This window comes from Cryptobacterium curtum DSM 15641 (genome assembly GCF_000023845.1).
Classification (GTDB): Bacteria; Actinomycetota; Coriobacteriia; order Coriobacteriales; family Eggerthellaceae; genus Cryptobacterium; species Cryptobacterium curtum.
In genome coordinates this window covers 14,385-38,458 of the sequence record NC_013170.1, presented here as the reverse complement: position 1 = coordinate 38,458, position 24,074 = coordinate 14,385, and the positions used below count along the sequence as shown (strand labels likewise).

Annotated in this window: 16 protein-coding genes and 2 rRNA genes; 10 read left to right on the top strand and 8 right to left on the bottom strand. The window is 51.4% G+C overall.

Going from position 1 to position 24,074, the window contains the following annotated elements; translation table 11 throughout:
* Positions 1–254 precede the first annotated feature (254 nt).
* The 5 genes from CCUR_RS00145 to CCUR_RS00125 all read left to right on the top strand — a co-directional run bounded on the left by CCUR_RS00145 (position 255) and on the right by CCUR_RS00125 (position 4,070).
* Entirely contained in the window at positions 255–797 is a 543-nt protein-coding gene (locus CCUR_RS00145) for a UBA domain-containing protein (RefSeq protein ID WP_012802451.1), read from the top strand.
* Positions 790–1,494 carry a response regulator transcription factor gene (locus tag CCUR_RS00140; protein WP_012802450.1) on the top strand — a complete coding sequence of 235 codons (705 nt, stop codon included), beginning with the start codon at positions 790–792 and terminating at the stop codon, positions 1,492–1,494. The genes CCUR_RS00145 and CCUR_RS00140 overlap by 8 nt, the downstream gene beginning before the upstream one ends.
* Positions 1,475–2,818, top strand: coding sequence for a sensor histidine kinase (locus CCUR_RS00135; RefSeq protein WP_012802449.1), 1,344 nt, complete (start codon positions 1,475–1,477; stop codon positions 2,816–2,818). The genes CCUR_RS00140 and CCUR_RS00135 overlap by 20 nt, the downstream gene beginning before the upstream one ends.
* Positions 2,819–3,109: 291 nt before the next feature.
* Positions 3,110–3,553: a LytTR family DNA-binding domain-containing protein gene (locus CCUR_RS00130; RefSeq protein ID WP_012802448.1), complete on the top strand. Its 444-nt coding sequence runs from the start codon at positions 3,110–3,112 to the stop codon at positions 3,551–3,553.
* Between the two features lie 22 nt (positions 3,554–3,575).
* Positions 3,576–4,070, top strand: coding sequence for a DUF3021 family protein (locus tag CCUR_RS00125; protein WP_012802447.1), 495 nt, complete (start codon positions 3,576–3,578; stop codon positions 4,068–4,070).
* Between the two features lie 67 nt (positions 4,071–4,137).
* Here CCUR_RS00125 and CCUR_RS00120 read toward each other — a convergent pair whose 3' ends face one another.
* The 4 genes from CCUR_RS00120 to CCUR_RS00105 all read right to left on the bottom strand — a co-directional run bounded on the left by CCUR_RS00120 (position 4,138) and on the right by CCUR_RS00105 (position 12,562).
* Positions 4,138–5,169 carry a hypothetical protein gene (locus CCUR_RS00120; protein WP_012802446.1) on the bottom strand — a complete coding sequence of 344 codons (1,032 nt, stop codon included), beginning with the start codon at positions 5,167–5,169 and terminating at the stop codon, positions 4,138–4,140.
* A 292-nt stretch (positions 5,170–5,461) separates the two neighbouring features.
* Positions 5,462–7,714, bottom strand: coding sequence for a C69 family dipeptidase (locus CCUR_RS00115; RefSeq protein ID WP_012802445.1), 2,253 nt, complete (start codon positions 7,712–7,714; stop codon positions 5,462–5,464).
* Between the two features lie 296 nt (positions 7,715–8,010).
* Positions 8,011–10,731, bottom strand: coding sequence for a formate dehydrogenase subunit alpha (gene fdhF, locus CCUR_RS00110; RefSeq protein WP_012802444.1), 2,721 nt, complete (start codon positions 10,729–10,731; stop codon positions 8,011–8,013).
* Positions 10,724–12,562, bottom strand: a complete 1,839-nt coding sequence (locus tag CCUR_RS00105; RefSeq protein WP_012802443.1) for an NAD(P)-binding protein — start codon at positions 12,560–12,562, stop codon at positions 10,724–10,726. Before CCUR_RS00105 ends, fdhF begins: the two co-directional genes overlap by 8 nt.
* A gap of 264 nt (positions 12,563–12,826) precedes the next feature.
* On the opposite strand from CCUR_RS00105, the gene CCUR_RS00100 reads away from it, so the two are divergent.
* Both CCUR_RS00100 and CCUR_RS00095 read left to right on the top strand, forming a co-directional pair.
* Positions 12,827–13,459, top strand: a complete 633-nt coding sequence (locus CCUR_RS00100) for a cyclodeaminase/cyclohydrolase family protein (protein ID WP_012802442.1) — start codon at positions 12,827–12,829, stop codon at positions 13,457–13,459.
* A 4-nt stretch (positions 13,460–13,463) separates the two neighbouring features.
* Entirely contained in the window at positions 13,464–14,345 is an 882-nt protein-coding gene (locus CCUR_RS00095; protein ID WP_012802441.1) for a bifunctional 5,10-methylenetetrahydrofolate dehydrogenase/5,10-methenyltetrahydrofolate cyclohydrolase, read from the top strand.
* Here the strand turns inward: CCUR_RS00095 and CCUR_RS00090 are convergent.
* Complete coding sequence (locus tag CCUR_RS00090; RefSeq protein ID WP_041225144.1) at positions 14,324–15,208, bottom strand: methionyl aminopeptidase; 885 nt, start codon at positions 15,206–15,208, stop codon at positions 14,324–14,326. The two genes, CCUR_RS00095 and CCUR_RS00090, sit on opposite strands and share 22 nt — an antisense overlap.
* A 361-nt stretch (positions 15,209–15,569) precedes the next feature.
* Between CCUR_RS00090 and CCUR_RS00085 the strand changes: the two genes are divergently transcribed.
* Complete coding sequence (locus tag CCUR_RS00085; protein ID WP_012802439.1) at positions 15,570–15,794, top strand: hypothetical protein; 225 nt, start codon at positions 15,570–15,572, stop codon at positions 15,792–15,794.
* 3 nt (positions 15,795–15,797) lie between these two features.
* Positions 15,798–17,918 carry a HelD family protein gene (locus tag CCUR_RS00080; protein ID WP_012802438.1) on the top strand — a complete coding sequence of 707 codons (2,121 nt, stop codon included), beginning with the start codon at positions 15,798–15,800 and terminating at the stop codon, positions 17,916–17,918.
* Between the two features lie 225 nt (positions 17,919–18,143).
* On the opposite strand, the gene CCUR_RS00075 is transcribed toward CCUR_RS00080, so the two are convergent.
* Positions 18,144–19,130, bottom strand: coding sequence for an asparaginase (locus tag CCUR_RS00075; RefSeq protein WP_012802437.1), 987 nt, complete (start codon positions 19,128–19,130; stop codon positions 18,144–18,146).
* Positions 19,131–19,266: 136 nt separating this feature from the next.
* Here CCUR_RS00075 and CCUR_RS00070 point away from each other — a divergent pair, with 136 nt between their 5' ends.
* Entirely contained in the window at positions 19,267–20,208 is a 942-nt protein-coding gene (locus tag CCUR_RS00070) for an FAD:protein FMN transferase (protein WP_012802436.1), read from the top strand.
* Positions 20,209–20,371: 163 nt separating this feature from the next.
* Here CCUR_RS00070 and rrf read toward each other — a convergent pair.
* Together rrf and CCUR_RS00060 are read right to left on the bottom strand one after the other, a co-directional pair.
* A 5S ribosomal RNA gene (rrf, locus tag CCUR_RS00065) occupies positions 20,372–20,487 on the bottom strand.
* 143 nt (positions 20,488–20,630) lie between these two features.
* Positions 20,631–23,638 (bottom strand): 23S ribosomal RNA (locus CCUR_RS00060).
* Positions 23,639–24,074: the final 436 nt, after the last annotated feature.

The following is a 24,074-nucleotide window of genomic DNA, read 5'->3' as shown; positions in this document are numbered from 1 at the left end:
CTTTTTAATTCGGACAATGGTAGCCGTTTCTATCGCTATAAAACTGACTGCCTCTTGACTATCTCTTGCCGTTGCTTAAACCCACTCCTATAAAACCTGTCTTGATCTGCATTTGTTGAATCATTATCAAACGTTAATGAAATCGCAAGAATAGGTTAATCTAAAGACTCGACCATAGAGCCAGTTGAAACGCAGGCTGTAAACATAAGGCTGACCTGCCATGCGTTTACCGCCCAAGCGAAAGGATAATGGTCATGGATAAACTTGAAAAAGTTGAACGCATCTGCGAAAAATGCGGCGTAAGTTACGAAGATGCAAAGGCTGCACTCGATGCGTGCAACGACGATATGCTTGACGCTATTATTTGGCTTGAACGGGCAGGTAAAACGAACAAGCAAACAGCTCACTACACAACAAAGCCTACTTCACAAGAAATTGTGTCTCCTGAAATGGTTGCCGCACAGGCTGCCTACGAAAAATCAAGCAGGAAATCGGATTTTTCTCAACACATGAGTGCGTTTTGGGATGCTTTCAAAAAGCTGCTACACAAAAGTGTTGACACTAAATTTGTGGCAACTCGAAATGGCGAAGAGTTCTTTTCGCTCCCCGTTATCATCCCGATAGCTGGTATCTTCCTGTGGGGCGCTACTATCTGGCTGCTTATCATTGGGCTATTTTTCAATATTCGCTATCGCCTTGAAGACACGAAGCCCATCACCGTCGATGTAAACGATGCTATGGATAAGATCGCCGATGCAGCAGAGACGTTGAAAAAGGATGTTACGGGGAATGACTAAGATTCTCATTGTCGAGGATGAAGAAAAGATTGCGCGCTTTATTGAGCTCGAACTCAAGCACGAAGGTTACGAGGTCGATAAGGCTTCAGATGGACGGTCTGGTGTCGAACAAGCTCTTTCAGCTGATTATGATCTTATTCTCCTCGACATCCTTTTGCCCCAGATCAATGGATTAGAGGTATTGCGGCGTATCCGCCGAGAAAAGGACACGCCTACCATTATGCTTACCGCGCGTGATGCCGTCATGGACAAGGTAGCCGGCCTTGATGCTGGTGCCGACGACTACTTGACAAAGCCTTTCGCGATCGAAGAGTTGCTCGCTCGCATTCGCGTAGCTTTAAAGCACCACAAATCACCTGATCAACCGACTTCTCTTTCGCCTGAACCCACTGCAACAAAAACCCTTTCCATAAAAGGTGTATTGCTCGATATTGACCGCCGCGAAGTTCGCGTCAACAGCGATCCGGTAGAGTTGACCAACCGCGAATTTGAAGTACTACGCTGTCTCATGGAGCATGCGGGTGTAGTTATGCACCGCGAACGTATTGCTGCCGATGCTCTCGGGTACGAATTTATGGGCGACTCCAACAACGTTGATGTACACATAGCGCATTTGCGCGCCAAAATTGACGATAAGCATGACATCAAGCTCATCAGCACCGTCCGAGGAGTGGGATATGTCATCCGTAAAGAATAAGCAGCAAAAGCGGAGAAGCGCTTCCAGGAATCGCCCTTTTTCATCGATCGCTCGTTCTATCAGTTGGGGATTTTGGTGGCGCCGACTAGCTAGCTATCTGTTCTTCAATGTGCTGCTTGCTATCTGCGTCGTTGCCGTTCTCATCTACGGCTACAACCAGACCTTGCCATCGAACGCGTTTTTGTTCGGCTATATCCCCCTGAATGAAACTCACATAACGATTACTTCCGCAACTAACTCAAGCGGTATCGGGTCTCTTCAATATGTTGTACAACTACCTACACAAGCACCTCAGTCATTTGCGCTCGGAAAAGCACTGACTGACCTCTGGCTGCTCTATGTTGCTATCTTTCTCTGGGAGCTTCTTAGCCTTTTGCACTTCTTTAGCGATACGCGCCGCATTCGGCGTGAGCTTCTCCCGTTAAACGATCTCGCGCTCAAAGCCGAAAAACTCAGTAGCGCCGATCCACTCGCCCACGACTTCAGCTCTCATAAAATGGAAAGTCTTGAACAGGCAATCGAGCGCGCAACTATCGATTCGCCCCGCGTGAAAACGGGCGATAAGGATCTCGCAAGTATTGAAGTGGCACTGAACCGTCTTTTGCAGCAGATGCAAGAAGCAAAGCTTCAGCAGATGCGCTTCGTCAACGACGCAAGCCACGAACTGCGCACCCCTATTGCGGTAATTCGCGGCTATACCGATCTGCTTGATCGGTGGGGTAAAACTGATGCAACAGTGCTTGATGAATCAATTTCAGCACTCAAAGCTGAAAGCGAGCATATGCATGACCTTGTTGAACAGCTGCTTTTTCTTGCACGTGGTGATACTGGCAGAGGTTCCCTTGAGAAAAAAATGGTAAATCTTGCTCAGATTACCGAAGAAGTTTGGGAAGAATCCGAGATGATCGATGCCGACCATCACTATGTGCTCAAACTCGATAAATCAGCTTTAGAAGATGCGCGCTACCAGGTAAATGGTGATGTCGCCCTGCTTAAACAGACTCTGCGCATTATTGTGCAGAACGCCGCCAAGTACTCTCGCAAACAAACAACCATTACCTTTAAGGTGTCCCTTGGAGAAAAGCGCGTTTCAGTTTCCGTGCAGGATGAAGGCATCGGCATGGAAGCTGATGCAGCACGACATGCCTTTGAGCGCTTCTATCGAGCAGAAAATGCCCGCGCAACAAACACTGACGGCTCAGGACTGGGGCTTTCGATTGCTCAGTGGATCATTGACAAACACGACGGCACTATTGAGGTGCTTTCACACGAAGATGTCGGCACGCGTTTTGTGGTTACCATTCCCGCTAGCAACGAAGATTAATAGACTAATAGATCAGTTATCAAACTGGCCATATTGACCAGCAGACGCAAGTTTTTCGGGGTTGCCAAGCAATCGTTATGAAGTGGATAGCAAACCTTCCTTCTTTAAAGAAGGAACATTGAGCGCTAAAAACGCTCCACCTTCCATGCATACATTCAAGACCCGTGAAACGAGAATTCTTCGCTTTATAGGGCAAACCTGCAGGTTGGCAAACGCGAGATACAACTTGGTGCTTTGTCGTCCTGCAACCTCGACGCCTCCCCTACCATAAGCCTATCGGAAGGAGCGGCGATGAAGATAACAATCGAAGAGCAGCCCTCGGCACAAGACATTGAAGTAACCATCGTATGCAAGAAAACCGATGGATGCGTGCTCGATATGTTGGCACGACTTCGCATGCTCGACCGAAAGGTAACGGGATCAGTGGATGGGCGCACGCATGTTGTCAGCGCTGAAGACGTGCTTTACGTCGAATCGGTCGACAAACGCACATTCATCTACACGACAACCGAAGTGCTCGAAACTACCTTGCGGCTGTATGAGATGGAGGAGCGACTAACAGACTGCGACTTTCTACGCGTAGCTAAAGGATGCGTCGTGAACTTCCGCAAGATTACGGCACTAGAGCCTGAAATCAACGGAAGAATCATCGCGACGATGGAAAACAGTGAGCGAGTGGTGATATCAAGGCAGTATGCACCCGATGTCAAACGCAAGCTCGGACTATTGCAGTAGTCACAGTAAAGGAGGATTAACTATGAATACTAAGAATATAGTCGATACCGAAAAACGTACCCTCTCGGAAAATATCCGATTTTGTCTTCTGGCAATCTGCGTGGGGTTTACGATTGTTATGGTTGTTCTACTGGTGCTCGGGAGCATCTTTGCTGGCGAGGCAGCACAGCAGGGCATTGGGTACTGCTGGTCGGTGTTCGGCATCTGTGTGGTGGCAGCATTACTCCAGTTTGTGTTTTTCACGCCGATAGTTATCAAGCGTCTCTCGGGCGTACTGCGGCATGCGTTATTCGGCATATGCCTGTTTGCAGTTCTTGCAATAACAGCAGTGATAATAGGGTGGTTTCCAGCCACTATCCCATCGGCTTGGATTTCGTTTACGATTACTTACCTCGTAATCTTTGGCATTATTACAGCGGTGTTCGCATTCAAGCAGAAGCGGGAAACGCGAGAGCTCAACGAAAAACTTGCCACATATCGCAAGGACAAAAAGAATAAGCACTCCATCGAGAACTAAGCCCATAACCGCCTACCACGTTACGATTATCTACTGTCTCGTTAGTCTCTTGCACTTTGCGATCCTCTTACGCATCGCGTTTACTGCCTTCTGCCGTTTTCAGGCTCGCTGATTCATCATGGTTGCTTTCAGACACTTCACGACCTACTTTCGTATCAGTCTTACTTTCTGATGCTCCGCGGTTCACCACCATATCGGTCTTGCCTTCTGGCGCTTCACAACTCACTTTCGTACTGGTCATGCTTTCTCGTGCTTCGCGCTTACGTTCGGCCCGACGGCGTACCAGCAGTGCACTATAGACGCATATAAAGAAGAAATATATCCATGCCTGTCCCACATAGCGCGCAAGATCAATCACATAACTAGCTGGATTACTGGCGATAAGACGCATGGAAATCTGGCTATCAAATGGCCAGCCATATGCTGCGTGTCCAACCCCTAAAAAGAGACCCTGCAGCAGCATAAGAAACATAAATGGATACGCCAGTTTCTGTACCTTTCTCCAGGTTGAAGCCGGCATTTGACGACGGATGAACTTGAAAGAGGTTATCCACGGAATAAGAAAAACAATGGTCAAGAATACACCAACGATTACTGCCGCAAAGAACATAAACCAAACAGCCGGAATGCCCCACACGGCACGAAATTGCTCCGAAGTAAAATAAAATGGAAATGCGAGTACACGCATCACATGGCCCATAACGATAATGCCGCCAAGCACAGACAATTCGGAGCGCGCAGAATAGAGTTTTTTTACGACAGGGCCTCTATGAAGCACGCCAATGAACATGACAATCAGATAAAACCAGACCCCTGTACAGGCACCCGTAATAATGTCGATGACATCATCAAAAAGCGGTACTGCCTTACGCGCCCCTTCAAGAGCAACACCATATGACTGGAGAGGTGCCGGAGTATTACCAGCCATGATGACGTTACATGTATCCGGCAGACTGACCAGCGTCACAATAACTGCTATAGGGATATAAAAGGCAAGCGGTCGACGATGAAGTGGACGCGCGCAAAGTATGGCAAACGCAAGAACAAACGGCGCTGCCTGCACAATATCAGGGATAAAGCGAGGCACATAAGTGAGCATAAGTACTCCTTGGTCCGACTACTAACATACCCCTGTTACTATTTTGCCTGTTGGCTTGTCTACTAACCGCTTTAGCTTGCGACCCATCTTTGTTGGTGGGCTATGTTAGCTTACTAGTTACTTCAGCTTACCAACCGCTTTAAATTACAAGCACTTCGGCCTATAGGTCGCACAAGCGCCCAAAACAAGAACGGGGCGGGAACTATTATCCCCAACCCCGCTCTATTAGGTACCGCAAATCAGGACAAACCCTGACCCCTGGTATCTGGTATTTGGCAATTACTTCGTAAGCTTAGCCAATCCACGCTCCAGAAGAAGCAAAGCGCTGCATGACATTATCAACAGGATAGTTTCCTGCAGCCATGCCGCCCCACGTCTTGAAGTAATACCACGTGCTATCGAGCTGTAGCCAGCCAGTTGCCATGGAACCATCAGCGTTCAGGTAATACCAGTCGTTATCGACATAGACCCAGCCGGTTTGCATAGCACCGTCATTGGCAAAGTAATACCACGTGCCGTCAACCTGAATCCAACCGGTGGCCATAGCACCCGAATCAGTAAGGTAATACCAGGCGCCACTAAGCTGCAACCAGCCGGTCTGCATGGCACCCGCTGAATCAAAGTGATACCAGGTGTCGTCGACTAATTGCCAGTCGAGAGCCATGCCGCCCCAAGACTGCAGGTAGTACCACGCACCATCAAGCTGCACCCAGCCGGTCTGCATGATGCCTTCATCGTTGAAGTAGTACCAGGTACCATTTACTTCTTGCCAGGCAACAGCCTTACTACCATCAGCATTGGTATAGGACCACTGACCGTTATCATCCTGCGCCCAACCAGGCGTTGGTTCGGGGTTAGGAGCTGGTTCTTCAAAGAGACTCAGGTAATCCAGATACGCATTATTGGTACCATCAGCATTGAGTTCGGATGGCATAAACGGCTTGCTGGTATCCCCCGCCTGCTCGTATGCCTTCATTTCCTTAATAAGCTTGATGGTCTTTTGCGTGAGCTGTGTCTGAAGCTTATCAGCAACATCGGTTGCTTTTGCTTCACGCGCATCAGCCGGCAGTGCAAGCATTTTCTGGTCAACGGCAGACTGCTCGTCGATAAGTTTGTTCTGCAGGTTCTGCAGATACTTGGATACATTCTTCGCATAGAGATCCGGCTTGGTATCAACGAGATTATTCAGCTCAAGCATCGTGTAATACTGGGAATTTTCAACGCCGTCAAGACTGTTGAGCTTGTTGATGGAAGGCGTTGTCTGGTTGCCGGTATCTTGTGCGAGCGCACCGATATCATGCTGAACCGTTCCCTTGAAACCATCATCGCCATCAGGTAAAAGCAGCGCGGAATATGACGGCAGAAATACGTTATATCCGTTACGTCCCGTTGCCTGCCACTGAATGGTCTTCATGCCCACCGGCAAGTCGCCAGCACGCGTCTGGAAGATATGGCACTCCAACTGATAGGGATTGCTCAACGGATACAGATTGCTATTGGTGGTCGCATCAAATTCAGACCCCTGACCCCGCGTGCGCAGAGCGTTCATCAGCTTGGACGGACCGGTCATCTTCAACGTTGAAGAGCTGTACAAGTACTGCGGATCTTGAATGTCCGTTAACTTCCCATTGGCATCCTTGGTAATCTGAAGCGATCCAGCAACCGCCGGGTCAAGCTGATTGACGCCCATGTAGAAGCGCGAATACTGCCCCGCTCCTGAATTTGCCTTGCCATACGAAGTTGAAACGTCAAAGCTTCCATCGGCAAACGTCTTGGCGAAGCCATTGTCTTCGGCAAGCTGCTTTACCTTTTCGGAATGAAGCACATCGGAGCTGTCTAGGTTAATTTTGTACTGAAGGCGCCCCATGTTGGGGTCAACGGAAAACTTGTCGTTTGGCAGCTTAAAAGCAACCCACTGATGGCCCGAAAGCGCATTGAATACCCAGGTCTCACCCGTTGAATCGCTTGCAAAAATACGGAAATTCTCACCCGCGCCATATTGGTCCATAACGTCGCCTGCAATCTGCATAGCATGCTTAGCAGACGTGGCCTCGCCCAGTAGAATCGTCCCAATATTATTTTCGGTTACTCCGCTGTCGGTGAGAGGATCGGCCGCCTTGGCAGCGTCGTTATAATCGGTCGTGACTGTCGCACTCATCGAGACACCCAGTTCATTAGTACCTGCCTCGGCGTACGCCATATCGCCAGCGCCATAGTCACTTGAGTCACGAATGTAGCTGAACCGGTACGTGCTTGCCGGATACGGACGGCTAAAGTGGGTCTGGTCGACTCCGCCCATTTCTTCGGCATTGTTGTAGGTCTGCCCTGAGTTCTTTGTGGCAGCCTGTACGCCGAACACTTTCAGGTGCACAGCCGACGGCGGCACATAGGTGTAGTCCTCGCAACGCGAGAAGTACGACGAGCTGTCCGTGTCGTACTGAGATCCAATGTAGATCCCCGTACAGGCAAATGCGCTTCCTGGCAGCGCCACCGCAAGTGACGCCGAAAGCGCAACTGCGCAACCTATCTTTGCAAACTTACCCATAAGGCCTCCTTATGTGACGAGGTTTGACTTATATCGCCATCATAATTGAAGCCAAATTAAAAATAAGGTCTTTCTTTTTTTGAAAAATAAGGAATCAGCCTGCGGCATTGCGATAAATGCAATGCCGCAGAAGCACGAAGCGCCTTCATGCTGGCGTTGTCCTCTATTAGTTGCCCGCTATTAGTAGCCGAGCGCTGGCTACTTTCCGTTGCTTGGTTGCTGTTTGCTACTAAGCGCTACCTGTTTACTTGCTTGGCGTGAGCTCCCTTTCACTTACAGCCAGATGTTTGCACCCGTCACGAGCTGATCTTCTCGATGTTTATAGCGCATACTTTGTATTCGGGGCAAGCACTAATGTTATCCAAGGCAGCATTGGTTAACCAATTGGCGTTACCATCCAGAAAATGGAATGGCATCCAGGTCTCACCCATACCCGTCTTGTCGCTGACATGCGCTTCACTTTCAATGCAGGCGCGCCGACTGCACACGCGCACCCGATCGCCATCCTCTACGCCAAGATTGCGCGCGTCTTCGGTGTTAATTTCAATAAACGATCGATCTGAAATACGATTAATCCCTCGCGTGCGGGCAGTCATCGCCTGGGCGTTGTAATGGTACAAAATGCGCCCCGTCGTTAGCATCAGCGGATAGTCGCCACTTGGCATTTCCTGCGAAGCGCGATATTCAGTACCAGCAAACTTACCGAGTCCGCGTGCGAATGTGCCCACATGCATAATCGGCGTGCCCGGATGATCAGGCGCAAGACACGGCCACTGAAGACCCTTGCCGCCAATTTCTTTACTATCTAAGCGCTTATGACTAATGCCCGCAAAGCTTGGGGTAACCGAAGCAATTTCATCCATGATCTCGGCTGGCGTTAAATAAGGCTGATCATAGCCCATTCGGCGCATGATTTCAGTAAAGATCCAGGTATCTGGTCGGGCATCACCCGGCGCAGCAATTGCCGGACGAATGCGCTGAACGCGGCGTTCGGTGTTGGTGAAAGTGCCTTCCTTTTCGGCATAGCTAATACCCGGCAGTACGACATCGGCATACTTGGCTGTTTCAGTCATAAATAGTTCGTCGACGACCACAAAATCAAGAGCTTCAAGCCCACGAATAACATGGCCGATATCAGGGTCGGTACGCACTTGGTCTTCGCCAAAGATAAACAGGCCCCGAATTTCCTTTTTAGCCGCAGCATGGAACACGTTGGTAGCAAACATGCCTACCTTATGGTTCAGTTCAACGCCCCATGCTTTTTCAAACTTGGCCATGATCTCGGGGTTATCAACTTTCTGATATCCCGGGAAATCAGTAGGCTGAGCGCCCATATCGCAGGCGCCTTGCACATTGTTTTGGCCACGCAAGGGGTTAACACCGCAGCCGGGACGTCCCAACTTACCGCACAGCAATGCCATGTTGCTCATGGACATAACGCCTTCGGTGCCGCTGCTGTGCTCAGTAACTCCCAAGCAGTAAATAATGGGAGCAACCTGGGCTGTCGCATACATGCGAGCTGCCTGGATAAGATCCTCTGGCCGAATATGACAGATTTCCGCTACCCGCTCGGGCGTATACGATTCAACCAAGCGAGCAAATTTATCAAAGCCCTCGGTGCGCTCTTCGATAAAGGTGCGATCGATAAGCCCCTCTTTAATCATGACGTGACACATGCCATTTGAAAACGCGACATTAGTACCGGGACGCAGTTTTAAATGAACATCGGCTTTCCGTGCAAGCCCAATATCGCGCGGATCAACCACAATCAAGCGTGCGCCCCGTTCAACCGCACGGCGAATTTGCATGCCGATAACCGGATGCGCTTCTTCAGGGTTACTACCAACCAGCATGATTAGATCAACGTCTTTCGACGTGATATCAGGAATCGGGTTAGTCATCGCGCCCGATCCTAACGTACGAGCCAGACCCGAAACACTGGGGCTATGACATACGCGTGCGCAGTTGTCCACATTATTCGTGCCAAACGCGACGCGTGCCATCTTCTGCAACATATAGATGTCTTCGTTGGACGAACGGCTGCAGGCAAACGCAGCCAACGAATCGGGGCCGTACGTATTTTTCAGCTCTACGAACCGAGAGGCCACTAGATCTAGGGCGTCATCCCAGCTCGCTGGCTCAAATTCGCCAGTCGTGCGGTTCTTGATTAACGGCGTTGTCAAGCGATCGGGTGACTGTACGAAATCAAAACTCGCCGAGCGACCCTTAACGCACAGGGCACCATCGTTGCTCGGGCCCTTGGCCGCTTCCACGTCGACGATACGTCCATCACGCACCACCAAGTAGTACTGGCAGCCCGTACCGCAGTGGGGGCACGTCGTTAGTACCCGTTTTGTTTCCCACGAACGATACGAATGGCGCCGCTTTTCTACGATCGCCCCTGTGGGACAAGCGGCCGCACAGCAACCGCAGCTCTCGCAGGTCGTTGATTCCCAATCGTCGCCAAACGGGGCAAGGATAGTAGTACGCATTCCCTTCTTACCCGTTTGAATAGTATGGTTTCTCGCTTGGTTGTTGCAAGCTCCTACACAGCGCTGACAGCGAATGCAGAGGTTTGGATCAAACTGCAAGAAAGGATTACCGTCGTAGATTGGTTTACGTTCATCAGAAACCGGAAAGGGAGATTCCTCCACTCCACAGGCGCGACAAACGTCCTGCAATTGGCAAGACCCGTTCTTCACGCAACTGAAACAATAATTCGTCGTGTTCAAGCCATGATCGGCAATCAATAGCTGCAGTTGAATAGTGCGGCTTTCGATAACACGGGGTGTGTCAGTATGCACCACCATGCCATCGCGAGCTGGGGTATTGCACGCGGTTACGAGGCCTTCTTCTCCCTCAACTTCAACCGCACAAACACGACATGAACCGATGCTTGAAATACCGCGCAGGAAACAAAGCGTGGGAATAAATGCTCCCGCCTTGCGGGCAGCACCGAGGATAGTCATGCCTGAACGAAAAGAAACCTGCTTTCCATCAACAGTCATACTAGGCATACTGGATCCTCCCTCCTACCATCGCACCGCAGCCAAAGTGATCACAGCGCAAACAGCGAGCACACTCCTGCTGTGCTTCTTCAACGGTCATTTCAACTTCAGTTGCTAAAAAGTCACCTTTGCGCTCGCGAGCGGACCGCTCAGCAATATTCACACGTCCATACGCCTCACGAATATTCGCATCAGGCGCCGGGTCAGCAACACCACAATCGAGCTTGTGGTCATACCCAAGGAAGGCATCAATGTTGCGCGCCGCCACCTTGCCAGCGGCGATTGCCATAATTACTGTTTTGGGACCAACCTGACAGTCACCGCCCACAAAGACATTCGGCGCACTTGCCGCGGCATGCAGCTGCTTATCGGCCACAAAATACGTTCGGTCGGCCTGCATACCAGCCTCTTCAAACGGAGCGCTTTCAATCGCTTGCCCCACAGCAATAAGAATAATGTCAGCAGGGATTTTTACCTGCGGCTTATCGGCGGTAACCGGAGCAGGTCTTCCCCGTTTAACGGCGCCAATACGCTGGGGCTGCGTGATTAATGCAGCACAGTGCCCGTCGACCACTTCAATGGAATCAGGCGCCTGCAGCGTCATCATTTCAACGCCTTCCTGCATGGCGGAATCTACTTCTGCACGCAGGGCTGTCATATCTTCTAGCCGACGGCGATACGCTACCGTTACCGTTTTTGCGCCGGCGCGCACTGCGGTACGCGCGCAGTCCATAGCAACGTTACCGCCACCGATAACCACGACATTCTTACCGGTGAAATCGGGGTAGTCGTCATCGCCAATACGAGTAAGCAAGTCGACCGCTGACATAACACCCTTCGCATCAGCGCCAGCAAGATCAAGCGTCTTCCCCTGCTGAGCGCCAATGGCTACATAGACAGCATCGTATTCTTTGGCCAAGCGACGCATTTCTTCGGTACCCACCGTCTCTTCGGTGTGTACCTCTATATTGTCCAGCGAAAGAATGGCGCGAATATCTTGATCGAGCTTTTCACGCGGGAAACGATAAGCCGGAATGCCATAGCGCATCATGCCGCCAAGCTGACGGCGCGCTTCAATTAAGGTAACTGAATGACCCATAAGAGCTGCAAAGTATGCGCAGGTCATACCAGATGGACCGGCACCTACTACCGCAATGCGACGACCTGTTCCCACATTCGGCTGCGGCAGGGGAACTTCGTCAGCAGGAAGCTGATCGCACGCAAACTTCTTGATGCCGCGAATATTAAGCGGTGCATCGATAATCGTGCGACGACAGCGCTCTTCACAAGGGTGCTCGCACACGTAACCGCATGCGGTGGGAAACGGATTATCCTTGCGCACCATGTTGATGCAACCGGCATAATCGCCCTTGCCCGCAAGTGCCAAATACGACGGAACATTAACGTGCGCTGGGCACCCTGTTTCGCACGGTACCGTCTGCCCAATGTCGGACAAACAACTGCGCTGCGACAGATGACTTTCATATTCGTCAGCAAACTCTTCGAGCCCATCAAGCACTCCTTGACCGGCCTGATACCCAATCGCGCAATCACTCGTGTCGCGAATGGACTGCGCCAGCGCACGAATTTGTATAAGCGTCTCAGTGGTTGCATGACAGGTAACCACCTGATCAAGCAAGCGTGCAAGCTGGGGAATACCATCGCGACAGGGAACGCACTTCCCACATGTCTGTGCACCACAGGCTTGCAAAAACGAAAGTTGCAACGCAATCGGACACATTCCCGGCGGCGTAGTTTGCACGCGCCGTTGGAATGCTTCAGCGACACGGCCATTAGCAGCGTCAGCGTGTGCGTAGGGTCCAAAAGACAATACTGCCATGCTCCTCCTCGTCTTCCAGTGGAGTTTATCTGGGAAAAAGCGCGCCTCGTAAGCCTTGCGGCATACGGCTCTTCCATACGCACTTATTGGTTTGATTTTACCGTTAACGTCGCAGAAGAATGTTTCAAGCTGATGAAAACGGCAGGAATGCATCAATAATCCCACAGGATCACGTTTTTCGTGCCGCTGAGCTGCTTGTCTCCTTCATAGTAAGGTGTCTCTGCTATCTTGATCTGCTAGAACCATAAGAGAAACGAGCCCTGTATGCCCCAGCCGTTTATGCAGCAATCCTGCGCCGATTTTGCCGCCAACATTGCAGCGCGTAATTCATCGCCAGGTGGCGGTAGCGCTTCTGCTGCTGTGGGCGCTATTGCGGCCGCATTAGGGCAGATGGCAGGCAATTTCACGCTCGGTAAAGAAAAGTACGCCGACGTACAGGACGACATTGAACGCCTCTGCACACAAGCGCGTAACATTCGCTTGCGCCTGCTTGACTGCGTCGAAGAAGACGCTGCTGCCTTTGTTCCTCTTGCTCGTGCCTATGGTATTCCCAAGAGCGACCCCGATCGCACTATTCGCCTTGAGCGTGCCACACAAGCCGCTTGCAAGCCGCCTCTGGAAATGATGCGTGCGTTGTGCGAGGCCATCGAAGTACTCGAAGAACTTGAAGGAACGTGCAATCGAATGCTCGTATCCGACGTGGGCTGTGGTGCGGCGCTGGCTTTAGGCGCACTTCAGTCGGCCAGTATGAACATTTACGTCAATACCAAGACCCTCATCGATCGCGATTTTGCCCAACAGTACGAAGCTGAAGCCGACAAATTGCTTGCCACCTATGTGCCGCGCGCTCAACTTATCGTGGGTACCGTTATGAACACCATCCGCGGAAGGAAATAGCATCATGGCTCAAATTTGGAAGGCCGCACCAGTTGTTGAAGCACTTGCAGAAGAAACCGATCGTCTTGTTGCGCAGGTAACCGCACAGGGAATTACCCCCCAGCTTGCTATCATCCGCGTCGGCAACAGACCAGATGATATTTCCTACGAGCGGGGAGCACGCAAACGCTGCGAGGCGCGCGGCATTGCGGCAACAACCTTTGAACTCGCCGCCGAAAGTACGCAAGACGAACTCATGACAACTATTCAGCATATAAACGACGATCCAGCCATTCACGGCTGTCTAATGCTGCGCCCACTGCCTGCTTCGCTGAACGAAGAGGCCGCTACTGCAGTACTTCTTCCCCAGAAGGATATCGACGGCATTACCCCCTCTTCGCTCTTTGGGGTATTCGCTCAGGAAACGGTTGGATTTGCCCCTTGCACTGCTCAGGCGGTTATTGAAGTGCTTGACCACTATGGGGCGCACCTTGACGGGACGAATGTCTGTGTAATTGGACGCTCGCTTGTTGTAGGGCGACCAGTGTCCTTAATGCTGCAAAAACGAAACGCCACCGTAACCATGTGTCATAGCCACACGCGCACTATTCAGCAGGTCTGTCGACAGGCTGATATTGTGGTGGCAGCGATTGGGCAAGCCCACACGATTGATGTAGACTGGGTATCTCCTGGTCAGGTGGTTATCGATGTGGGCATCAATTGGGACAGCGCTGCGTCAAAACTTGTCGGCGATGTTGATTTTGATTCTGTTGAACCGAAGGTTGCAGCTATTACGCCAGTTCCCGGCGGGCTAGGCGCCGTCACAAGCGCGGTACTCTGTAAGCATTTAGCCCAAGCCGCAGTGAACCAACTAGCTGCTCCCCCCTACCAGGAAAGCAATTCATAACTTGTTTCGGTAACAACCAACTGCACTTCCCACTGAGCCGACGGCTTGCCGTCGGCTGTCCGCACGGTCCATCCATTCGGGTCGCTCATGTCGATAGCGGCCTTGCCCATATTTACCATTGGCTCAATCGTGAAACACATACCCGGAGCCAAAATAGGGCCCGTACCAGCACGTGCAACAAAGCTAACAAAAGGGTCTTCATGGAATTCAAGACCAATACCGTGTCCGCCAAACTCTGCAACCACTGAATAACCCGCATCAACAGCAACTTTATTCACTGCAGCGCTCACATCGCCCAAATGGCACCATGGCTTCACCGCATCAAGTCCCGCCTCAACAGCACGCCGCGTTATTTCCACCAGGCGCTTTTTTTCTTTACTAACCTCGCCTATACAAAACATACGTGATGAATCGCTGAAGTATCCGTCTTTGATGGTCGACATATCCACATTGATGATGTCGCCTTCTTTCAAAACATCATCTGCAGATGGGATGCCGTGGCACACCACTTCGTTGATCGATGTGCAGACGCTTTTTGGGTACCCTTCAAAATTGAGGTCGGCGGGTATTGCATCATGCTTGATGCAATAGTCATATACCCACTGATCGATTTCTTCGGTTGTTGTGCCCACCTGAATATGCTCAGCCACATAATCAAGAGCACCTATATTGACCTCTGCCGAACGTTTAATGCCCTCAATGTCTTGGGCAGTTTTCAATAAGTTGCGATACGGCACTTCTTCACCTAGTTCATAGAGTTCCTGCAAGCGCTCGTCGATGTGCAAGTGACATTTTTTGTACTTCTTCCCACTGCCACACCAACACGCATCATTGCGGGAGGGACTATCCATTTCATCGTACATGAGATTCCCCCGATCGGATTCTCTTGTTGTAACTGGCTCACCCAAAAGTTTGGCTTATACAAGGCGTTTGGTGTTGGTCCCGAAAGCCATTCGGAGAGGCGCTCTTTTGACTGCTTTATAGTAATTCATCGCTCGTATTTTGTCGTGATGCGCGCTAAACAGCAGAGGAAATCTTTTTTGCATCGCTGACCATGGGAAACCCAATTTATTGTATTGAAATGTGAATGCCCCATGAAACGAAGCGCTACCTGCTTGATGTCCCCCGCAACGCTTTTACAATCGACGATGCTTCTTATTTGGCAGAAATAACCGAGCTGCCCACAAACATGCGCTCGACAACGAAAACTGAAAGGGAACGTACATGAGCAGTCAAGTTAAACGACGCGGCACCGATACCGAAATCGCCTCTCTTATTGCGCTGATTACTGCTTTTGTTACATTCGCGATTATTTTTGCTCTTTCGGCGGCGCAAGCAAGCCTCGAGCTTGTTGCCGTATTCTCTGCTGCGGGTATTATTATCGCGTTACTCTTCCTTACTTGGCTAGCTTTTTACGCTCCGTTTTCCCCGTTCAACCGAGTCAAATAGCTTATGGATCAGATATTCGAAGAAGAGCAAGCACACCTTACGGAAACCTACGGGAAGCTCGACGTCATCAAACAGGACGCCGAGCAAAAGCTTGCGGCAGTTCAATCCGAAGCTGCGCACAACATGGAATCCATGCGCAATGAAACGTCCCTTGACTTCAGTGATGATGAAAACGCACTCGAAACGGTGGCTGCACTCGAGGCGGTTAACAGCGTCATCGATGCGTACAATCGCACCATCCAGGTAAATAGCGAGCGCTTGAAAAATGCCACGCAGCTGATGGCACAGCCGTATTTCGCTAAGGTGAGTCTTCAGTTTCACTCCGACGAGCCCACTCGCGATATCTATTTGGGAAGTGTTGGAATAACCGACGAAGCGCGACGTCATTTTATTGTTGACTGGCGCAGCCCGGTGGCCGAAACCTACTACAACCAGGAAAACGGCCCTATGTCGTACACGGCAAATGGCCGAACGATATCTGTTGACTTGAAATTACGGCGCCAGTTCGACATTACGCGCAACACCTTAAACGCCTACTTCGACACCACCGTCGCCATTGAAGATCCTCTTTTGCTGGCATCGCTTGCTGCAAACCATTCGGAAAAGCTTAAGGCCATCACCGCCACCATTCAAAAAGAGCAAAACGAAGTGGTGCGTCACGATGATGTGCCGGTTCTTCTGGTAAACGGCATTGCTGGCAGTGGCAAGACATCAGTGTTGTTGCAGCGCATTGCGTTTTTGTTTTACCAGAAGCGAGATACGCTGCGTCCCGACCAAGTGTGTCTGCTCACGCCGAACCCAGTGTTTGAAAAGTATATCGACAACGTGCTTCCTGATATGGGCGAGGCAAACCCACAAATCTTTACGTGGGCAGATTTTGTTGCGCTGCTGGGCCTAAGTGAACGCGGCGACGGCAGAGACACTTCTGCCGAAACGCTCCATACACTTGAGCAAAACATGGCGTCTCTTCACCTTGAAGCGCACGATTTCTCTGAGATAGCTATCGACGGAATGCGCCTGGTAAAGACAACACAGATACAAGGCATCGCCGCCAAATATAAGAATATCCCTGTCGGTCCACGTCTTATCGCGCTCATGAAAGAAGACCTGCATGCGCGCCTTGATACACGGCTGGGACAACTTGCTTCTGACGAAGACATTCACGATCGTATGTTGTCTCTTGAAGTAAGCGAGCAGATTCGCCTGTTTGGGCAGACGCTTGCGCCCCAAAGCGAAAAAGAGACTATCGAGTATGCACGTACTTTTGTTCAGCATCTGTATGGCACTGCACATGACAAGATAGAACAGGTTAGTTGGCTGCGCTTTGATCGTATCGGGATGCGTATGCTTAATGCGGGACATCTCTCATCGGTTGCATGGCTTTTCTTAAAAACCCTGATCACAGGAACAGGCGCACACGATATTCGCTATGTCACTATTGATGAGGTGCAGGATTACACCGAGGCACAGCTTATGGTTCTGGCTCGCTATTTTAAACGTGCGCATTTCTTGCTCTTGGGCGATGAAAATCAGGCCATCAACGAAGGCACTGCGTCGTTTGATCGCATTCGTGCGATATTTGCGGCGAGCCATGGTTCTGTCGATGAATGTCGTCTTATGACAAGCTATCGATCGACAGCGGAAATCACTGCCCTTTTTACTGGACTCATGGACTCAACCGAACGAGTAAAAACACACTCGGTGCAGCATGGAGGAAAACGACCGCGTATCGAAGTACTCCCCGATGAAGAGGCACTTCTGGAAGCACTACGGGGCATACTGCACACTGAACAAGATTCAGAAGGATTGTGCGCGATCATTGCGCCCACCCATCAGGACGTCCAACGGATAGCTCAGAAGCTCACTGGCATTACCGTTATCGATCATCATGCAGTTCTCCCTGGCCGGGGAGTTGTGCTGCTTGATTTGCCGCTGGCCAAAGGACTTGAATTCGATCACGTAGTTATCGTTGATGCCGATAGGCACGTTTACCCGGATACGCAGCTTGCACGCCGACGTCTTTACACTGCTCTTTCACGAGCAGCTCATCAGGTAACGGTGTTGGCACAAAAGTCTCTTACTCCGTTGCTTGAGTCAGCAACCAGCGCTTCGCTTGATCTCTAACAACTACGACCGCGCCATTGTGCGTTAGAGTTATTTGCTGACCACGGAATTGTTTTAAGCTGTTTGCTTCAAGACAACTAGCAGTGCGTGTTCGAATCGCTTTAGCAGCCATGAGACTGGGAATATTTGGGCAGATAGTAGTGTACGACCGGACCCGTTTAATCATGAGATTAGCCACTTGAATCGACTCGTGATATGTACGGCAAGGGTACGCGCTGTCTTAACCTAGTACCGCTCAAACATCTTTTGAATCAAGTGAGGCTTGTCGGTTACGCTCAGCGCAAGACGAAGGAGCACCACTGCCTTCTGTGGAGAAAGATCGCCACCAAGCACCAGATTGCCTCGATAGGAATCATCGGCGATAGCGGGACCATTGCCAACGCGCGAACACCGCACAACACAGATCTTTTGGCTTATCTGTTCAATCCGTTTATTCCATTCCTGGCTATAGCAACCGGCTCCAGCGCCAGCAACAACAAGACCGCGCACACCTGAAGATGTAAAGTAGTCAAGGACGCCCGCATCGCTTTCGCTTGAGAAATAAGCAATACCTACTGTCGGCAAGCTCGCGCTGTCCCCTACATCAAATTCTGTGTCGGTGGTATGCGCACGAACAGGCTGTTGATACAGCTGAAAATCGTCCTCTATCACAGAGCCTAAGCAACCAGAATTCCTTCCGATAAACCCCTCTACGCCAAACGTGGTCGCCTTTTCAACATCGCGAGCGCCGAACACACGTCCCGCAAAACAGACAAGAACTCCCAGACCATACGCCTGGCGATTTGTTGCCAAACGTATGGCCTGTATAAGATTCAAGGGGCCGTCGGCTGATAGAGCTGTTGCTGGACGCATGGCACCGGTTATCACTACCGGCTTTTTCGTTTTGACTGTCAAGTTCAGGAAGTACGCCGTTTCCTCAAGCGTGTCCGTACCATGCGTGACAACAAACCCGTCCACATCAGGGTCGCTCGCACGAGCATTGATACGACACGCAAGATCGATCCACTGTTGTGAAGTAACGTCATCTGAATTGACGTTACAGATTTGCTGTCCCACAACAGTTGTGTGCGAGCGCATATCAGGAGGAATGTTCTGCAACAGGTCGTCAACGTCCAGCTGACCAGGCTGGTAATTGATTGACTTTCCAGCACTCCCTGTTCCCGCAATCGTGCCACCCATGCCAAAGACAATAACTTTTGATTGCGGTTCCATCAGTTCCTCCTGATTGCACAGCAAAACACATACTGTCGCAGTTGCGCCATCGTGCTGCCATCATACAGGCAAGCGATTCGCTGTGCTATGCTGCATACGCTCTCTTTTCAGTTTCCAACGACGATCGGCATCTCTTATGCTTTCACGGGACTTTTTTCTTTTCAACACCGAAAACCATATCGAAGTAGAAACAGACGACGACACCATTCTTGATCAGGTAGAAGCACTCTGTCAGCACTATGAACGCATGCTGTCCTGTTTTAATCCGGAAAGTGAACTCTATCGTCTTAATCAGCAAGCGGGTAAAACTACCCCTATTAGCGATGAACTTGCAGAGATTATCGAAGCCGCTCTTTTTTATTGTCAGGCAACAGACGGTGCCTTTGACATCACAATGGGTACAGTCACCCGCCTGTGGAATCTTCAAGATCGCATTATTCCCTGCCGCGAAGATCTTGCTGCAGCATTAGCGCATGTTGATTGGGAAGCTATTACGTTAAGCGGATCTGCAGGCCAGCGCACGATAACGATTTCTGATGCTGATGCATGCCTTGATCTTGGCGGTATTGCGAAGGGGTATATCACCGATAGCATCACACGCCTGCTTAAACAGCAGGACGTTGCGCGGGCGATCATAAATCTTGGAGGCAACGTAGCGGTACTCGGAGAAAAACAGGCTGGGAAGCCTTGGCACGTTGGGCTGCGGAGTCCGCTGCCTTCAAGCAGCATGAGTACGCTTACCTGCTTCGGCGTAGTCGAGATTGCCGATGCCTCAGCGGTCACCAGCGGAATCTATGAGCGAGCTGCTGAAATTGAAGGGGTCTTTTACCATCATATCCTCGACCCAACAACGGGTATGCCCGCTGAAACTGATGTCTTAAGTGCTACTGTCATAGCTCCACAGTCAATAGATGCCGACGGCTATACAACAGCACTTATTGTTATGGGAGCTAAACGAGCTCTTGAATGTATCGAGTCAATTGATGGTTTAGAAGCAATTATTGTAACTACCCATGGGGATGTTATCGGCACCTCGGGCATTGGAGAGACAATACCATTTGCCCTTTTGCAAAGCTAAAGCTACTGAAAACACAAAAGGCAGAGCAATATACCCTGTTCCTGCTAGAGAGGCACGGATAGTGTTTACAGGAGAGAACTGCCGCAGCCGTTCTAAACACAAAAGACCCGCTAAGCGAGTCTCGTAGACATCCTATAAGCACCCACCTCTTCAGTGCACGACACGAGCGCGGCGCCCTATCCTCCCACGGACTTACCTCCGTAGTACTTTCGGCGAGGGCGGGCTTAACTGCCGGGTTCGGGATGGGACCGGGTGATCCCCGCCTCCATGGCCGCGCTCGTGCCGGGCGCTCAAGAGTAAGGTCTCTTTAAGGCGCGCCGGCGCCTTAATCCGAGTGTTCTTCTATGGGACTTGTCATGCACCCTGAGGGCCGCATAGCGTCTCGATTCTTGATGTATACAAGCGCAATTGTCATATGGAATATGATGAAGAGCTCGGGCTATTAGTACCGCTTGCCTAAAAACACATTGCTGTGCGTACAGCTGCGGCCTATCAAACTGGTAGTCTACCAGTGCCCTTACCAAAAAGAGGACTCATCTTGGAGACGGCTTCCCGCTTAGATGCTTTCAGCGGTTATCCGTTCCGGACGCGGCTACGCGGCAGTGCCGTTGGTCGACAACCGCTGCACCGGAGGTCCGTCCACCCCGGTCCTCTCGTACTAGGGGCAGATCTCCTCAATCCTCTTGCGCCCGCGGAGGATAGGGACCGAACTGTCTCACGACGTTCTGAACCCAGCTCGCGTACCGCTTTAAATGGCGAACAGCCATACCCTTGGGACCGACTCCAGCCCCAGGATGCGATGAGCCGACATCGAGGTGCCAAACCTTGCCGTCGATGTGGACTCTTGGGCAAGATCAGCCTGTTATCCCCGGAGTACCTTTTATCCGTTGAGCGACGGCCATTCCACGCTGTGCCGCCGGATCACTAGAACCTGGTTTCCCACCTGCTCGGCTTGTAGGCCTCGCAGTCAAGCCCGCTTATGCTCTTGCACTCAAAAGGATGATTGCCAACCATCCTGAGCGGACCTTACGCGCACCTCCGTTACTCTTTAGGAGGTGACCGCCCCAGTCAAACTGCCTACCTGACACGGTCCGCACGACCCGTTAAAGGGGCCTGCGTTAGGACGCCGGCGCGATGAGGGCAGTATTCCAAGGTCGGCTCCACCCAGGCTTGCGCCTAGGTTTCATAGCCTCCTGCCTATCCTCTACGCACCGCGCCTGCGCCCAATGCCAAGCTGCAGTAAAGGTTCACGGGGTCTTTCCGTCCTTCCGCGGGTAATTCGCATCTTCACGAATAATGCAATTTCACCGGGTCCATGGTTGAGACAGCGCCCAAGTCGTTACGCCATTCGTGCAGGTCGGAACTTACCCGACAAGGAATTTCGCTACCTTAGGACCGTTATAGTTACGGCCGCCGTTTACCGGGGCTTAGCTTCAGCGCTTCGGGTATACACCCTAACGCATCCGCGTGACCTTCCGGCACCGGGCAGGCGTCAGACCCTATACTTCGCCTTGCGGCTTGGCAGAGTCCTGTGTTTTTGGTAAACAGTCGCTTGGGCCTCTTCACTGCGGCCTCCCCTCGCTTTGGCTTGTGAAAAGCTTCACGAGGAAAGGCGCCCCTTCTCCCGAAGTTACGGGGCTAGTATGCCGAGTTCCTTAACCATGGTTCTCCCGATCGCCTCGGTATGCTCTACCCGCCTACCTGTGTCGGTTTTGGTACGGGCACCTCGTGTCTCCCTAGGGGTTTTTCTTGGGAGCATGGACTTGGCGGCTTTGCCAAAATGGCTTCGTCTCGCGTCTCAGGCATATGTTCTCGCGGATTTGCCTGCCAGAACACCCTACACGCTTTCACGGGGACGTCCAGAACCCCGCCCGCCTATCCTCCTCCGTCGCCTCATTGGATAAAACGACACGAGATGGTACAGGAATATCGACCTGTCGTGCATCGGTTGCGCATGTCTGCCTCACCTTAGCTCCCGACTGACCCTGGGGGGATTAGCCTTCCCCAGGAAACCTTAGGCTTACGGCGGCGGCGTTTCTCACGCCGCTTGTCGCTACTCATGCCAGCATTCTCACTTGCCTAACACTCCACGCAAGATCGCCCTTGCGCTTCATCGCTGTTGGCAACGCTCCCCTACCGCTTAAAGAAAACCTCTTTAAGCCCGCCGCTTCGGCGCCATGCTTGAGCCCCGTGAATTGTCGGCGCATGTCCACTTGACCAGTGAGCTGTTACGCACTCTTTAAATGCATGGCTGCTTCTAAGCCAACATCCTGGTTGTCTAGGCAGGCGCACATCCTTTGCCACTGAGCATGGACTTGGGGGCCTTAGCGGGCGGTCTGGGCTGTTTCCCTTTTGAGCGTGCGGCTTAGCCCACACGCTCTGACTCCCGGGCTTTTTATCCCGACACCATTCGGAGTTCGGCTCCCATCGGCAGGCGGTGAAGCCCCCTTTGGGATCCGGTGCTCTACCTGCGCCGGGGAAATGCCCGAGGCTAGCCCTAAAGCTATTTCGGGGAGAACGAGATATCTCCGGGTTTGATTGGCCTTTCACCCCTATCCACAGGTCATCCCCTCCGTTTTCAACCGAAGTGGGTTCGGCCCTCCACGGGGTCTTACCCCCGCTTCAGCCTGCCCATGGATAGCTCACCCGGCTTCGCGTCTGCCATATACGACTAAAAGCGCCCGTTTAAAGACTCGCTTTCGCTGCGGCTCGCTTATAAAGCTTAACCTCGCCGCATTACGGCAACTCGCTGGCTCATTCTACAAAAGGCACGCCGTCACAGAGCAAAATGCTCTGCTCCGACTGCTTGTGGGCACACGGTTTCAGGTACTATTTCACTCCCCTCTCGGGGTGCTTTTCACCTTTCCCTCACGGTACTAATTCGCTATCGGTCATGGGAGAGTATTGAGCCTTGGAGGGTGGTCCCCCCTGCTTCTCGCCGGGTTTCACGTGCCCGGCGATACTCTGGGTCATATGACTCGGCGTGCATCGCTATTTCGCATACGGGGCTTTCACCCTCTTTGGCCGGCCTTCCCATGCCGTTTTGCTATAACGATGACACATACTCCGCTTAAAGACTCGGGCTTTAAGACTCATATGCCCAACAACCCCGCTGTGGCATCCCCCCGAGGGTATAACGCTCACATGCGGTTTGGGCTTTTGTGCGCTTTCGCTCGCCACTACTCGCGCAATCTCGGTTGATTTCTCTTCCTCCGGGTACTGAGATGTTTCAGTTCCCCGGGTTACCTGCATCCATCCCTATTTGATTCAGGATGGGCCGACCTGGCATAACCCAGGTCAGGTTTCCCCGTATCGGACATCTGCGGGTCAAAGGCTGTTTGCGCCTCTCCGCAGCTTTTCGCAGCTTGCCACGTCCTTCGTCGGCTTCCCATGCCAAGGCATCCACCGTGTGCCCCTAAATATCTTCATCTAAAGTAGGTATTAATTACCTACTGTGTTTACCTCGATATTCGGGTATCCATATCGTGCGGAGGCAACAAGAATAGTGTTTTGCCTCCGCTTGTGTAATTGCGATCGTTTCAAGATGCGAACCACCTATCGCGTATCAGAGGGACCCTTAATATCTTCTCGCGTTTTGCAAGACGAGGGAATCTCTATTACTTGATTGATGATTCTTCTCGAGAACGCTATGCGGCTTTCAAGGTGCAGACACAAGATACGAAAAGGTATAGATACCTATTTTTGTATCCTTGCCCCGGGAGAACCCCGGAAACCGAATACTGCAATGAGTATGAGAAGTGACTATCAAGCAGGTTGTGTCTTTCTCTTGGTAGAAAGACATGCCTTGATGTAAGGCACCTTTTGTCGGGCTCGAAGGACAAAATGCCTCGACAAAAGGGGTGGTG